Origin of the sequence: Bradyrhizobium sp. CCGUVB23 (genome assembly GCF_024199885.1) — a bacterium.
Taxonomy (GTDB): domain Bacteria; phylum Pseudomonadota; class Alphaproteobacteria; order Rhizobiales; family Xanthobacteraceae; genus Bradyrhizobium.
Map to the genome: position 1 here is coordinate 9,331,834 of NZ_JANADQ010000001.1, position 13,246 is coordinate 9,345,079.

Below are 13,246 nucleotides of genomic sequence, written 5' to 3' on the forward strand. Positions count from 1 at the left end.
CCTTTGCCGCGGTACAAATCACAGATGCGCATCGTCTCGATCATCTGTTGGTTGACCTTCTCAATTCCGCTCTGCTTCGCCCAGTCGCTGCAGCCTTCCACGCCGGTCACGGTCCTGATCGACCAGACACCCGTGCTCGCCTTACTCGATCATGACAATTCATCCGCGCTTTCGCTGATCACGCTTCTTGAGAAAATCCACGCGGCGGAAAAGCTCACGTCGCCGGCTCCGGCGCCGGGCCCCACGCGCGCCAGCGACTTGTTGCGCTTTGGCGAGACCTACGGACAATTTGCGGCCGTCATGTCCGCGGACATGACGCGGATCATTTCGGGCCTTGGGATCGACTGGGAAAAGGAAATTCTCAAGACCTACGATCCAAAGTCGGCCAAGACGGAGGCCGGAAAGACCTTGCGGCTGAACGGTAACGTCGCTCGCGTCTTCAACGAGAAATGGCTCGGTTCGAGCGACGGGCTGTTCATCCTGGCGGGTGTGGTCAATCGCATCGATCGCCGCGACTTCGATCCCGCCCACTGCGGCGAACTTCGCTTCATCTACCGGCTCGGATACGAAGTCCGGATGAACGGCAAGACCTACGCCTCGCGCATGCCGCTCACCGTGAACATGGTCTTTAGCTATCGTGACGACGGCAAGCACTGCCAGGATGTGGCTGCGCTCTGGCGCATCGATGGCATCGACGGCGGCGACCCGCACTCAACTGCCCAGCGCCTCCTGCAGGGCCCGCTGGATTTGTCGAGGCTGACCTTCAAGCAGATGGAAATCAACGCCCAAGTGGTGCGCTTTCCCTCCGATCTCGAAAACATGGAGGGCCGCAAATTCGCCGGCCAAGCGATCTACTGGATGAGGATATTCGCCTTGCGGGGCGGAAAATTTCAGCCTATCAAACTCGAGAACACACCCGACGTGCAGGCGATCCTGAAGGATCCCTCCAAGCAGAAGCAATTGCAGGACTATCTCGCGAGCCACGCGGAGGAGATCGACAACGGCGTGTTCAATCTGCCGGAGAGCCTCGAGGCCGATATCGCTCTGAGTTTTTCCACGGCCGGAAGCGCGCGTGTGGCCAACCGGCCGTTCGACCTGCTGGTCAGCAAGGACCAGGCCGGGCAGATCGTTACGGCGCTGGAAAAGACCGCGAAGTCGGTCAAGTTCGCGCGCTCCGGCGCAGGTCTGCTCGAACGGCTGAACACATCGTCCTGCATGGGCTGCCATCAATCCTCCTCGACGGCGGGATTTCACTTCCTCGGCGTGGACCGGGTCGATTTCGGCAGCGGCGGTGGGGCAATCAAGGACGCGCTCGACGGCAACAGTCTGCAGCTTCCGTTCTCGCCGCACGTCCATGCGGAGCTTGCCCGCCGGAAGAGCTACGTTGAAAGCCTTTCGCGAGGCCAGGCCCCTGACACGTTCCGCCCGCATCCGTCTGCGCCCGCAGCGGCCTGGCAGAACGCGAGCCCGGTTTATTCAGCCGCCGGCGACAACATGCCGTGCCCCCTGAACGGCGATCTCGCGGATGGCGCGAAGTGGAGCTGCAATGCCGCACGACATCTCGCCTGCCAGGCCGTGGTGACGAACGCGGCGGCCTCTTCCCATCTCGGCCAATGTCTGCCACCCCAGCAGAACATCTACGCAGGCCTCTCTTGCCGCTCGAACGCAATCGAGGACATGACGGCGAAGAACAATGCGAAGGATCTGTTGAGCTTCAGCTTGCGCTCTTTTGCCGATCGCCTGAGCACGGATGAATTAGTCTATCACGTGCCCGAGGGCAAATTGAGCGGCTATGACTACAATTGCCGACCGACAAAAATCGGCGTGCCGCTCGGCCGCATCACCCGTCCGTGCAAACCCGAAGAGTCGAAACTGGCGGCCGTTCAGCCTGGCAGCACGCCTGACGAGATCTGCGCTGTCGTCGGCGGCAAGGGCTTTGAACAGATGGCCAAGGGCTATTTCGACAGCGCCGCCTTTGCGGCCGGCGTCGGCCGCGGACTCCTGAACGTATGTTCTCCGTCGCGATTTTGCCGGGAAGACTATATCTGCCAGGCGATGCCGGATTTCCTGACTGGCGCGAAGTTCGGCGTCAGCCCGCAGACCCTCAGTATCCTGAAAAGCCGCAAGCTTGGGTTCTGCACCCCCACCTATTTTGTTTATCAGCTTCGCCTCGATGGCCATCCCAATCCGAGATGACGCCACGCACGACGGCGCCGCCACCGGACTCGAGGGCCGTGCGCTACGCGTCGATGCCGCGTTGAACCAGGATGCGCTCGGCGCTGTCGTTCCAGACGTCCATCTTGGTGATCTTGCCGCCCCGCACCACGAAACGATCGACGTAGCGGTTGCCTTCGAAGGGCGTGCCGTCGTGCCATTCGCCGTAGAGCGTGCCGACACTGTAGACCACGGTCTCGCCCTCGCCTGGGCAGACGTCGAACCGGTCCATCTTCTTCTTGACCCAGCGATAGCGCTTGGCGTTGAAGCCGGCCGGCCCGCGCGGATGGTCGAACTCGCGTCCGCCGGTGAAGGTGATCACCGTGCCCGGCGCCATGTAGACCGCCGCGGCCTCCGGGTCTGGGATCATCGAGGCCGTCAGATAGGCTTCGACGATCTCGGCGTCAGACATGGTTTTGCTTGGGGCTTTTGCGGCAACGGGCATGGCGCTTCTCCGAAAGATGCGGGATACTAACCCTGGGCGGCTGGATTGCATGCATATATTTTGAACATTCCCGCGCTCGATTGCCGGGAATCTGGAGGTGCCCCGCAGGGCACGCTCCTGTACGCTTACGCCGCAAAGTGCTGGTGCCATGACGAGCCGAACCGCCTTCGACCTGATCTTTCGCAACGCGCTGATGCGCGGCGTCACCGCTCCTGCGGATATCGGCATTTCCCAAGGTAACATCGCCGCAATCGAGCCGTGCCTTCAGGCCGAAGCCGTTGAGATCGACCTCGAAGGGCGGCTCGTGCTGCCCGGCTTCGTCGACACCCACATCCACCTCGACAAGGCCTGCCTGCTCGGTCGCTGCGGGCACGACCACGGCAGTCTCAGCGACGCCATCCGCGCCGTCTCGGCGATGAAGCGCAATTTCACGGTCGAGGACGTCTATGCCCGCGGCGCCAGGGTACTGGAGCGCGCAATCGTGCACGGCACAACGCGGATGCGCACCCATGTCGAGATCGACCCACGGGTCGGCCTGCGCAGCTTCGAGGCGATCAAGGCGCTGAAGCGCGACTACGCCTGGGCGCTCGATCTGTCGCTCTGCGTCTTTCCGCAGGAGGGGCTGACCAACGATCCCGGAGCCGAGGAGCTATTGATCCAGGCGCTGCGCGACGGCGGCGAGGTGATCGGCGGCTGTCCCTATACCGACACCGATCCGAACGCGCATCTTAAGCGCATCTTCGACCTCGCGCAGGAGTTCGACGTCGATGTCGATCTCCATCTCGACTTCGACCTCGATACGTCCTGGTCGCATCTCGACGAAGTCTGCCGGCAAACCGAACAGCGCGGCTACCAGGGGCGTGTCGCGATCGGCCATGTGACGAAGCTCTCCGCGTTACCGCCGGATCGACTGAAACCGGTGGTCGAGCGTCTCGCAAGAACCGGTGTCGCCGTCACGGTGTTGCCCGCGACCGATCTCTATCTGATGGGCCGCGACACCACCCACAACGTGCCCCGCGGAATCACAGTCGCGCACAAGCTCGTCGCAAACGGCGTGCTGTGCTCCGTTGCGACCAACAACGTGCTCAATCCCTTCACGCCGTTCGGCGATGCCTCGCTGCTGCGAATGGCGAATTTCTACGCCAACGTCGCGCATGCATCAGTCGGCGAGTTCGACACCTGCCTCGACCTCGTCACCGATTTGCCGGCGCGGCTGATGAACCTGAAAAATTACGGCTTCAAAATCAGCAACCCGGCCGATCTCGTCGTGCTCGATACGCGCGACAGCCGCTTTGCGATCGCCGAACTGCCTGATGTCATGATGGGCTTCAAGAACGGCCGGCCGGTCTTTGAACGGCAACAAGCCGTCCTGTTTCCGCCCTCAGATTCGTGCAAACCGCGCGCCGTCATCCCTCACGCCTGATCTTTGCCAGGATGCGGTCGGCCTCGGTGCGCCAGTCGGCGCTGCGGGCGAACTCTTTGGTGCCTTTTGCGCCGAACAGACCCTGGTCGGCAAGATCGGCAACCCAGGCCTGCCGCTCGCCGGTACCTTGTGCCGACCATGGCGTAAGCCCCGCCTCTCGCACGGTCTCGGCAACCTCGCGCACTTCCTCGGCGCGGCGGCGGCCATGCTCGATCACGCGCTGGAAGAAATAGGCGCCCTGCTTCTCCCAGTTGATGCCGGGAAAGGTTTCCGCGAGCGAGGCCAGCACCGCATCCTCGACGCCATAGGCGCGCGCCGTGGTGAAGCTCTCGATGACCATAGCCTCCAGGCCCTTGACCATGATGCTGCGGCACATCTTCACCGCCGAGGAGACACCGAGCTTGTCGCTCGCGACCTTGGCGGCAAAGCCGATCGCGTTGAGAAGCGGCTCGAGCTCGCGTGCGCCGGGACCGCCGAGCAGCAGCGGCACCTTGATGCGATAAGGCGGCACCGAGGTCATCACCGCGCCCTCGACATAGCGTCCGCCGGCGTCGTCGATCAGCTTCGCGGCGCGCTGCTTGGCGCCCGGCGAGGCCGAGTTGAAGTCGAGAAACCATGTGCCCTGGTTGATCGCAGCCGCGCAAGCCTTTGCCACCGAGACGGCCTGGCTCGCGGTCACGGCGGAGACGATGAAGTCGGATCTTGCGGTCAGATCAGCGTGCGAGGCAGCTAACGTAACACCGTGCCTCGTGGCGTGATGGCGCAAGGCCGCGCCCTGCTCGTTCCCGAGCTTGAGGTCAAAGGCCGCAACCTTGATATCCTGCTGGCGCAAGTCCTCCGCGAGGATCTTGCCGACCTCGCCATAGCCGACAAGTCCAATCTGCCATCGCCTGGAATCGCCGGACATCAGTTCATCCTTCGCGTGGTGTCGTCAAAGAGCTCCTCGACCGCATAGCGGCGCGGGATCAGGGCCTGCTGATAGGCGTAGTCGATGATCAGCTCCAGCGGCTTGCGGTTGGCCTCGATCCCGAATGGCAGGAGATCGGGTAATGCGGGCGCGCCTGTCTTAGCCTTGCCAGCCTTCAGGAGATCGTACACGCCGGCGACGATGTCAGGGCGCGATTTTGCCAGAGCCTCGGTCACGACCACGAGATGGTTGACCGGGACGACGCCGCGCTGGGCGTACCAGGTCGCGGCCTCCGCGGCCGGATCGGGGAACAGCGGCTTGAGGCGCGGATCATTCGAGGTCTCGCCGAGCACAGCGTCGAGCTCGCCGTCAAGCAGCATTTGCAGGATCTTTCTGTCCTTCGGCGCGCGCTCGGTTGTGTCGACATAATCGGCCACGTGCGGGTCCTCGAAGGTAACCCAACCTATCTTGTCGAGGTTGACGCCGTAGTCGTTGGCCAAAATGCCCCTGATCCAGGCCCCCGTCGTGGTCGTGAACGACCGGATGCCGACGCGCTTACCTTCCAGATTGGACGGGCGGAGCGCGCCTCGCTCGGAGTTGTACAGCGCGTAACCGTGCTGGAAGCGGCCGAGCATGGTTGCCGGCAGAAGCACCAGCGGCTTGCCGTGGGCTTTCGCCATCAGATAGGTGACGATCGCCATCTCGCAGACGTCGAAGGCCTGCTCGCGCACCATCGGCTTGAACGCCGTGTTGGTCGGCGTGTACTCGATGAAGTCGAGATCGAAGCGCTCGGAGCGGAGCTCTCCGCTCTTCAATGCCAGCACATGCGGATGACTGCCGAGCACGGTCCGCAGCTTGAGACGATCCATCAATCCGCTCCGCTTTTCGCCTGCTCAGACGTCCTCGGGATTGTCGACATAGACGAGCCCGGCTTTCGCCAGAGCCTCGCGCATGTTGTACATGTCGAGGCCAAGCTCGCCCGAGGCGAGACGATTGCGCTTGCCGCCTTCATCCGCATTGCGCTTCCGGGCTTTCTCCGCAACCTCGACCGCAAGCCGCTTCGGCACCACCACGACGCCGTCGTCATCGGCGACCACGATATCGCCGGGCTCGACATTGACGCCGGCGCAGACCACGGGAACGTTGACCGAGCCGAGCGTCGCCTTCACCGTTCCCTTGGCCGAGACGGCACGCGACCAGACCGGGAATTTCATCTCGTGCAGCGCCTTCACATCGCGGCAGCCGGCATCGATGACGAGCCCCTGCACGCCGCGCGCATGAAGCGACGTTGCAAGCAGCTCGCCGAACATGCCGTCGGTATTGTCGGTGGTGCAGCCAACCACGAGGATGTCGCCCGGCCTGCATTGCTCGACCGCGACATGGATCATCCAGTTGTCGCCGGGCTGCGCCAGCACGGTGACCGCGGGACCGGCGATCTGCGCGCCGGGCCAGATCGGACGCATATAGGGCTTCATGAGGCCGACGCGCCCCATCGCCTCGTGCACGGTGGAGACGCCATAGACCGACATGCCGCCGTGATCGGCGCGCTCGATGTTGCGGACGACGACGGGCTTCATGCCAGGACCTCCTCGACTGTCGGGAACAGGCGCTGATAGGCCTCGCCATAGGTCATGGGCACGCCGGTGTTGCGGCTGCCCTGGATGCCACGGTTGAGGGCGACGCGCTCATAGTAGCCCCAGAGGTGCTTTTGTGCGGCGAGGATCTGGAACGCCTCGTACTTCTCCTTCCAGACCTCGTCGATCTTCAGGATCAGGTTCGGCTTGAAATTGCACATCTCGGGCTGATGCGGCTCGAACAGGAACACCGGCGGCGCCGCATATTTGTACTGCGCGCCCGGCTTGTGGCCCATGGCCTGCGCGACCACGCGGGTCTCCTGCGCGAAATGCGCCGCATTCGGGTGATCGAAATTATAGGGATCCTCCAGCGCATGGGTCAGCACGAAGCTCGGATTGAGCTCGCGGTAGATGTCGACCATGCGGTCGAAATGCGCTTCGTTGAGCTTGAGCGGATAGTCGCCGCAATCGAAGAACTCGATCTCGGCGCACAGGAGTTTGGCGGCGCGCTCGGCCTCGTCCTTGCGGCCCGCCTTGACCGACTCCAGCGTTGCGCCCTTTTCCTTCCAGGCGAACTGGCTCTCGCCGCGCTCGCCGAAGGACATGCAGACGATCTTCATCCGGTAGCCCTTCTTGGCGTGCAGCGCGATCGCGCCACCCGCGCGCCAGACGAAATCGCCGGGATGGGCGGTAATCACAAGACCTGTCTTCATGGGACAAACTCCCCTTTCATCTTTTCAAAGCTTGACCCGCTGCTAGCGAAGCGCAAGCAGCCAATTCATCACACCACTGCGGCCGGCAGCGCCTCGCCATCGAGCACGCGTTTCAGCCGGTCCGCATCGAGCGCACCTTCCCATCTGGCAATCGCGATGGTCGCCACCGCGTTCCCGATGAGATTGGTCGGCGTCAGTCCCTGCGACATCAGACGGTGGATTCCGAGCACCAGCGCGACACTGGCGACCGGAATGGTTCCGGTGGCCGACAGCGTTGCCGCCAGCACGACGAAGGCGGCGCCCGCAATTCCTGCCGCGCCCTTGGAGGTCACGAGCAGGATCAGCAGCAGCTCGATCTGCTCGGTGAGGCCGAGCGGCGTGTTGGTCGCCTGCGCCAGGAACACCGAGGCGGCCGCGAGGTAAAGGCAGGTGCCGTCGAGGTTGAAGGAGTAGCCGGTCGGGATCACGAGCCCGACCACGCTGCGCTCGCAGCCGGCATTCTCGAGCTTTGACAGCATCCGCGGCAGCACGGTCTCCGACGACGTCGTGGCGATGCAGATCAGGAGTTCTTCCCAGATATAGCGGATCAGCTTGAGCAGGCTGAAGCCGCAGAGCCGCGCGACCGGGCCGAGCGCAATCACGATAAATACAAGGCAGGTAAGATAGAAGCCGCCGAGCAGCTTGCCGAGCGAGGCCAGCGAGCCGACACCGAACTTGCCGACCGTGAACGCGATGGCACCGAATGCGCCGATTGGCGCCACCCACATCACGAAGCCGACGATGGCAAAGACCATCTTCGCCGCGACGTCGATCAGGTTGACGAGTGGTGCTCCGCGCTCGCCGAGCTGCACTAGGGCAAAACCACAGAGCACCGAGATGAACAGCACCTGGAGGATGTTACCTTCGGCAAATGCGCCGACGAAGGTGGCGGGGAGGATGTTCATCAGGAACGGCACAAAGCCGATCGCCCCGGTCTGCTTGACGTAGGGCTCGATGGCGCTGGTGTTGATGCTGGCAGCGTCGATATTCATGCCGACGCCGGGCTTCAAGAGATTGATCGCGACAAGGCCGATCACCAGCGCGATCGTCGTCATGATCTCGAAATAGATGATCGCCTTGATGGCGACGCGGCCGACCCGGGCCATGTCGGCCATATGCGCGATGCCGTGCACCACCGTGCAGAAGATGATCGGCGCGATCAGCATCCGGATCGCCTTGATGAAGGCATCGCCCAGCGGCTGCATTTTTGCGCCAAGTTCGGGATTGACGATGCCGAGCACGGTGCCGGCTGCCATGGCAAGGAGAACCTGGACCCAGAGCTCGTTCCACCAGGCGCGGCTGCGCGGCTTGTCGATCGAGAGCGCCGTCATTCCCCGAACTCGAACAGGCGCGCGGGATTGCTGACCAGGATCTTCTGCTGGAACTCCGCCTCCGGCGCGAACAGCGGAATGAGGTCTACGAGATCACCATCGTTTGGCATCAGCTTGACGTTGGGATGCGGCCAATCCGTACCCCAGATGACGCGGTCGACCGCGGTCTCGACGATCTTGCGTGCGAACGGCACGGCATCGGTGAAGGGCGGGCCCGAGGAGGAAACGCGCTCGGAGCCGCAAATCTTCACCCAGCATTTCTCGTCACGCTGCATCAGCTCGATCAGGATCTTGAACGGAAGCTGGTCGAGCCCTTCCGACGCTTTCACCCGTCCCATGTGGTCGATCGTGTAGCGCACCGGAAGCTTTGCCAGCATGCCGGCATATTCCGGCAAATCGATCGCGTCGAAATGCAGATCGATGTGCCAGCCGAGCGGCGCGACCATGGCAATCACCCGGTCGAACACGCCCTTGTCCGGGACGCCGCCGAGATGACGGACGAAATTGAAGCGGCAACCGCGGAAGCCGCCCTCGTGCAGCTCGCGCAGGCCCCGCTCGGTGATGGTATCGTCGATATTGGCGACGGCCCGATAGGCACCGTCGCTCTGCGCGATCGCATCGAGCGCAACCGTGTTGTCGGTGCCGTGCACGCTGGCATTGACGATCACGGCGCGCTGGACGCCGAGCTTGGCGTGCAACGCCTTGAAATCCTCCAGCGGCGCGTCGGGCGGCGTGTAGGAACGGTCCGGCGCGTACGGGTATTTTGAGCCCGGACCGAAGATGTGGCAGTGCGCATCGCAAGCAAGCGGCGGCAGCTTGAACTTCGGCGTGCGCGTGTTCGGATCGGGCGGCGGAATGGTCGGCTTGTACATCTGGTGTCTTCAGGTGAACTTGAACAGGCGCGCGGGATTGTCGACCAGCAGCTTCTGCTGGATGGCGGCATCGGGCGCATAGAGCGGGATCAGCTCGACGATCTCGCCGTCATTGGGCATGACCTTGACGTTGGGATGCGGCCAGTCGGTGCCCCAGATCACGCGATCAGGTGCGTTGTTGATGAGCTTCTTTGCGAACGGAACGGCATCGTGGAACGGCTTGCCTGCGGCGGACGCGCGCTCAAGACCGGTGATCTTGACCCAGCACTTCTCGTCTTTCCTCTGGAGATCGAGCAGTGCGGTGAAGCCTGGATCGTCGAGCCCCTTGGCCGCCTGCACCGTGCCCATGTGGTCGATGACATAGCGCGTCGGCAGCGCGGTCAGGATCGGCGCGAACTCCGCGATCGTGCCCGGCTCGAAATAGACGTCGACGTGCCAGCCGAGTTCGGCGACGCGATGCACGATGCGCTGGAACTTGGTCATGTCGCCGACGCCGCCGAGCCGCTTCAGGAAGGCAAAGCGGCAGCCGCAGATGCCGCCCTTGTCCAGCGCCTCGAGCTGGTGATCGGACATCTCGTCCTTGACGTTGGCGATACCCTTGTAGGCACCCTCGCTTTGAGCGATGGCGTCGGTCACCACGCGATTGTCGGTGCCGTGCACCGTGGCATTGACGATGACGCAGCGATCGACACCGATCTTCTCGTGCACGGCACGGAAGGCCTCCAGCGGCGCATCAGCGGTGTTGTAGGGACGGTGTTCGGCGAACGGATAGCGGGCGGCCGGCCCAAAGATGTGCGTATGCGAGTCGCAGGATTTCGGCGGCAGCTTGAATGCCGGCACCTTTGGATTTGGGTCCGGCGGATCGATGGTCGGGATCGCCTTGGCCGGCTCGGCCGCCTGCCCGCACGCGCTCGAAGCCCAGGCGGCCATCGAAGCGCCCGTCAAGAGTTGCAAGCAGGCCCGCCTGTTCATTCCGCATCCCCAGTCAAATGCCGCCGGTTGCGGACAAGGCGAGCCTTACGCCCCCTGTCCGTAGGCGGTCGTCTACGTCTTGTTGCTTGCTGCCGCGCGCCGACGTGCCGGCGCGGCCTGATCGAGTGCCGGCGCCTGGAACGAGGCCACTGTTGCCTGAACGAGCTGCTCGATCGCAGCGGCCGCATCGCTGCCGTCGGCCTCGCCGCGTGAAAGGCGCGAGACGCGCTCCGGCGTCACCAGCGAGTAATAGAGTGCGCCAAGCAGGAAATGGCTGCGCCAGACGATCTCGGTGCGCGGCACATGTGGCAGGCTCTCGTGGATCGCGTCGATGAAGGCGTGGCTGGTATCGTCGAAGGTCTGCGCGATGATACGCCGCGCCACCTCGTTACCCTCCGCCGACATCACGGCGCGAAGCCGCGTGAACCGGGCCCCGCCGCCGGCGAGATCGCTGCCCGAGGTGAAGGCTGGCACGACGTAGGCACGCACGATCGCTTCCAGCCGGTCCTGGAGATCGCGCACGCGCTTGGCGGCCGCGAGCAGCTCGGACCGGCGGAGATTCATCGGCCCGCAGTGGCGGCGATAGATCTCAAGCAGCAGACCGTCCTTGGTCTTGAAATGATAGGTGACGCTGCCGGGGTTGGCCCCGGCGGCCTGCGCGATGTCGCGCACCGACACGGCGTTGAAGCCGTTGGTCGCGAACAACTCTTCTGCTGCAGCGAGGATCGCCTCGCGCATGTTCGGCTTGCGGGCCGTCTCTTTGCTGGTGGGCTTGCGTACCATGTTATTTGTACTATCGTACAAAAGATAAGGTCTCGTCAACAAAAACGATGGGCGGCGCCTGGGCGGTCCGAGACGGGCGCCCGGATACGCGCCCCGAGGAGCGCTGGAAGATGCTGGGTTTGAACAAGAAAATCACAACTTTACTGCTGGGCACGGGCCTGCTGCTGGCCGCGAGCGATGCACAGGCCGACAATTTCCCGAGCAAGCCGGTCCACATCCTGGTGCCCTATGCGGCCGGCGGGGCCGTCGACGTGCTCGCCCGCACGATCGGCCAGGCGCTAGCCAAGAGCTGGGGCCAGCAGCCGGTGATCGACAATCGCCCCGGCGCCGGCGGCATCATCGCCTCGCAAGCGCTGACCCAGGCGCCGCCCGACGGCTACACGCTGATCCTGGTCGCCAGCGGCCATCCGCTCAACCAGTTCATCTATCCGAGCCTGCCCTACGACACCTTCAAGGACTTCACCGCGATCAGCGAGATCGCCTCCTCGCCGCTTGCCATCGTCGTCGCCAAGGACAGCCCGTACAAGAGCCTCGGCGATCTCCTGGCTGCTGCGAAGAAGGAGCCGGACAAGCTCTCCTACGGAATGTCCGGCAACGGCACCTCCGCGCATCTTGCCGGCGAGCTGTTGAAATACATGGCCGGCGTGAAGATCATCTCTATTCCCTACAAGGGCGGCGCGCCGGCGCTGACCGCGGTGATCGCTGGCGAAATCCCCCTCAGCCTCAACCCGCTTGCCGAAGCGATCGGCCAGCTCGAAGGCGGCCCGGTGCGTGCGCTCGCCGTGACCTCGGCGCAGCGGTCAAAGGCCCTGCCCGATGTTCCGACCGTCGCCGAAGCAGGCGTATCAGGCTACGACGTCTCGGTCTGGTGGGGATTTTTGGCGCCGGCGAAAATGCCGCCTGAGATCGTGGCGAAGCTCGAAGCCGACTTGAAGACGGCGCTGCAAGACCCGAGCGTGCTGTCGACCCTCGACAAGATCGGCGCGACGCCGGTCGGCTCGTCGTCGAAGGAGTTCGATGCCTACATGCATGCGGAGGCGACCAAATGGGAGCCGGTGCTGAAGGCCGCGAATATCCGGGCGCAATGACATGACCGGCCTTGGCCTGGCGCGCCTTGCACGCACCGTACTCGTTGCCGTCGTTGCGTCGGGCCTTGCCGGCGCGACCGCAAGGGCCGACGTCGAGGCGCAGATCCTGGCGCCATCGGGCACGCTGCGCGTCGGCGTCTATTCGGGCAGTCCAACCTCGATGGTGACCGACGCCGCCGGCAAGCCGCATGGCCTGAGCTACGACCTCGGCGCGGAGCTCGGAAAGCGGCTTGGCGTGCCCGTCGACTACGTCAGGTATCAGCGTGTCGCCGACATCGTCAGCGCGATTCACGACGGGCAACTCGACTTCACCGTCACCAACGCGACCCCTGCCCGCGCCAACGACGTCAGCTTCAGCGAGCCCGTGCTCGCGATCGAGCTCGGATTCCTCGTTCCGGCAAACTCGCCGATCGCAGAGGTAGACGACATCGACCGGGCCGGCGTGAAGATTGGCGTGACCAAGGGCTCAACGTCGGAGCGCACGCTGCCGGCCAAGTTCAAAAACGCAACCATCGTTCCCGCCGAGAGCGTGAAGATCGCGGTCGCGATGTTCGTCCGCGGCGAGATCGATCTCTACGCCACCAACAAGCCGACGCTGTTCGAGATGTCCGACCAGATGCCGGGCGCGCGCATCCTCGAGGGAAACTGGGGGCTTGAGCAGATGGCGATCGCAATCCCGAAGGGACGCGAGAGCGCACTGCCTCTCCTCAATCGTTTCGTGCAGGACATCAAGTCCAGCGGCGCGCTCGAAACGATCGAGCAACAGGCGGGCTTGCGCGGAGCCGTCAACGCCAGGCGCAATTAGGCCTCGGCGCGCCGGCAACAGGAGCGCGGCACCGCAACGTTCGGGCCCGCGGCGTAGCCGCCGAGTTCAGCATTTCCCGT

General features: G+C 63.8%; 12 protein-coding genes and 1 pseudogene. 4 read left to right on the forward strand and 9 right to left on the reverse strand.

What is annotated here, in order from left to right:
• Positions 1–24 precede the first annotated feature (24 nt).
• Positions 25–2,196 carry a hypothetical protein gene (locus NLN62_RS43850; protein ID WP_254112853.1) on the forward strand — a complete coding sequence of 724 codons (2,172 nt, stop codon included), beginning with the start codon at positions 25–27 and terminating at the stop codon, positions 2,194–2,196.
• A gap of 43 nt (positions 2,197–2,239) precedes the next feature.
• Here NLN62_RS43850 and NLN62_RS43855 read toward each other — a convergent pair whose 3' ends face one another.
• Positions 2,240–2,659 carry a nuclear transport factor 2 family protein gene (locus NLN62_RS43855; protein ID WP_254112855.1) on the reverse strand — a complete coding sequence of 140 codons (420 nt, stop codon included), beginning with the start codon at positions 2,657–2,659 and terminating at the stop codon, positions 2,240–2,242.
• Positions 2,660–2,807: 148 nt separating this feature from the next.
• Between NLN62_RS43855 and NLN62_RS43860 the strand changes: the two genes are divergently transcribed.
• On the forward strand, positions 2,808–4,082 hold the full coding sequence (locus NLN62_RS43860; RefSeq protein ID WP_254112857.1) for an amidohydrolase family protein: 1,275 nt from the start codon (positions 2,808–2,810) through the stop codon (positions 4,080–4,082).
• Here NLN62_RS43860 and NLN62_RS43865 read toward each other — a convergent pair.
• The 8 genes and pseudogenes from NLN62_RS43865 to NLN62_RS43900 form a co-directional block, all read right to left on the reverse strand.
• A complete protein-coding gene (locus tag NLN62_RS43865; RefSeq protein WP_254112858.1) occupies positions 4,066–4,989 on the reverse strand; it encodes a DUF1932 domain-containing protein in 924 nt (307 codons plus the stop codon). The genes NLN62_RS43860 and NLN62_RS43865 overlap by 17 nt on opposite strands.
• Positions 4,989–5,858 (reverse strand): hypothetical protein, encoded by an 870-nt coding sequence (locus tag NLN62_RS43870; protein ID WP_254112860.1) that lies wholly within the window; start codon positions 5,856–5,858, stop codon positions 4,989–4,991. Before NLN62_RS43870 ends, NLN62_RS43865 begins: the two co-directional genes overlap by 1 nt.
• A gap of 24 nt (positions 5,859–5,882) precedes the next feature.
• Entirely contained in the window at positions 5,883–6,566 is a 684-nt protein-coding gene (locus NLN62_RS43875; RefSeq protein ID WP_027523704.1) for a 4-carboxy-4-hydroxy-2-oxoadipate aldolase/oxaloacetate decarboxylase, read from the reverse strand.
• Positions 6,563–7,276 (reverse strand): PIG-L deacetylase family protein, encoded by a 714-nt coding sequence (locus tag NLN62_RS43880; RefSeq protein ID WP_254112862.1) that lies wholly within the window; start codon positions 7,274–7,276, stop codon positions 6,563–6,565. The genes NLN62_RS43875 and NLN62_RS43880 overlap by 4 nt, the downstream gene beginning before the upstream one ends.
• 149 nt (positions 7,277–7,425) lie before the next feature.
• Positions 7,426–8,646: pseudogene (dctA, locus tag NLN62_RS43885) on the reverse strand (C4-dicarboxylate transporter DctA); the annotation flags it as partial.
• Positions 8,643–9,518, reverse strand: a complete 876-nt coding sequence (locus NLN62_RS43890; protein ID WP_254112866.1) for an amidohydrolase — start codon at positions 9,516–9,518, stop codon at positions 8,643–8,645. The gene NLN62_RS43890 and the pseudogene dctA, both read right to left, overlap by 4 nt.
• 9 nt (positions 9,519–9,527) lie before the next feature.
• Positions 9,528–10,448 (reverse strand): amidohydrolase, encoded by a 921-nt coding sequence (locus tag NLN62_RS43895; RefSeq protein ID WP_254113854.1) that lies wholly within the window; start codon positions 10,446–10,448, stop codon positions 9,528–9,530.
• A gap of 114 nt (positions 10,449–10,562) precedes the next feature.
• Entirely contained in the window at positions 10,563–11,273 is a 711-nt protein-coding gene (locus NLN62_RS43900) for a TetR/AcrR family transcriptional regulator (RefSeq protein ID WP_027523699.1), read from the reverse strand.
• 110 nt (positions 11,274–11,383) lie between these two features.
• Here NLN62_RS43900 and NLN62_RS43905 point away from each other — a divergent pair, with 110 nt between their 5' ends.
• Together NLN62_RS43905 and NLN62_RS43910 are read left to right on the forward strand one after the other, a co-directional pair.
• Positions 11,384–12,361 carry a tripartite tricarboxylate transporter substrate binding protein gene (locus NLN62_RS43905; protein ID WP_254112867.1) on the forward strand — a complete coding sequence of 326 codons (978 nt, stop codon included), beginning with the start codon at positions 11,384–11,386 and terminating at the stop codon, positions 12,359–12,361.
• Position 12,362: 1 nt separating this feature from the next.
• Positions 12,363–13,166 (forward strand): ABC transporter substrate-binding protein, encoded by an 804-nt coding sequence (locus NLN62_RS43910; protein ID WP_254112868.1) that lies wholly within the window; start codon positions 12,363–12,365, stop codon positions 13,164–13,166.
• Positions 13,167–13,246 lie beyond the last annotated feature (80 nt).

What these genes read in the sequence shown, in the direction of transcription:
- NLN62_RS43850 (WP_254112853.1), top strand. Translation starts at nt 25, where the DNA reads ATGCGCATCGTCTCGATCATCTGTTGGTTGACCTTCTCAATTCCGCTC.
- NLN62_RS43905 (WP_254112867.1), top strand. Translation starts at nt 11,384, where the DNA reads ATGCTGGGTTTGAACAAGAAAATCACAACTTTACTGCTGGGCACGGGC.
- NLN62_RS43910 (WP_254112868.1), top strand. Translation starts at nt 12,363, where the DNA reads ATGACCGGCCTTGGCCTGGCGCGCCTTGCACGCACCGTACTCGTTGCC.
- NLN62_RS43860 (WP_254112857.1), top strand. Translation starts at nt 2,808, where the DNA reads ATGACGAGCCGAACCGCCTTCGACCTGATCTTTCGCAACGCGCTGATG.
- NLN62_RS43895 (WP_254113854.1), bottom strand. Translation starts at nt 10,448, where the DNA reads ATGGCCGCCTGGGCTTCGAGCGCGTGCGGGCAGGCGGCCGAGCCGGCC.
- NLN62_RS43865 (WP_254112858.1), bottom strand. Translation starts at nt 4,989, where the DNA reads ATGTCCGGCGATTCCAGGCGATGGCAGATTGGACTTGTCGGCTATGGC.
- NLN62_RS43855 (WP_254112855.1), bottom strand. Translation starts at nt 2,659, where the DNA reads ATGCCCGTTGCCGCAAAAGCCCCAAGCAAAACCATGTCTGACGCCGAG.
- NLN62_RS43880 (WP_254112862.1), bottom strand. Translation starts at nt 7,276, where the DNA reads ATGAAGACAGGTCTTGTGATTACCGCCCATCCCGGCGATTTCGTCTGG.
- NLN62_RS43875 (WP_027523704.1), bottom strand. Translation starts at nt 6,566, where the DNA reads ATGAAGCCCGTCGTCGTCCGCAACATCGAGCGCGCCGATCACGGCGGC.
- NLN62_RS43900 (WP_027523699.1), bottom strand. Translation starts at nt 11,273, where the DNA reads ATGGTACGCAAGCCCACCAGCAAAGAGACGGCCCGCAAGCCGAACATG.
- NLN62_RS43870 (WP_254112860.1), bottom strand. Translation starts at nt 5,858, where the DNA reads ATGGATCGTCTCAAGCTGCGGACCGTGCTCGGCAGTCATCCGCATGTG.
- NLN62_RS43890 (WP_254112866.1), bottom strand. Translation starts at nt 9,518, where the DNA reads ATGTACAAGCCGACCATTCCGCCGCCCGATCCGAACACGCGCACGCCG.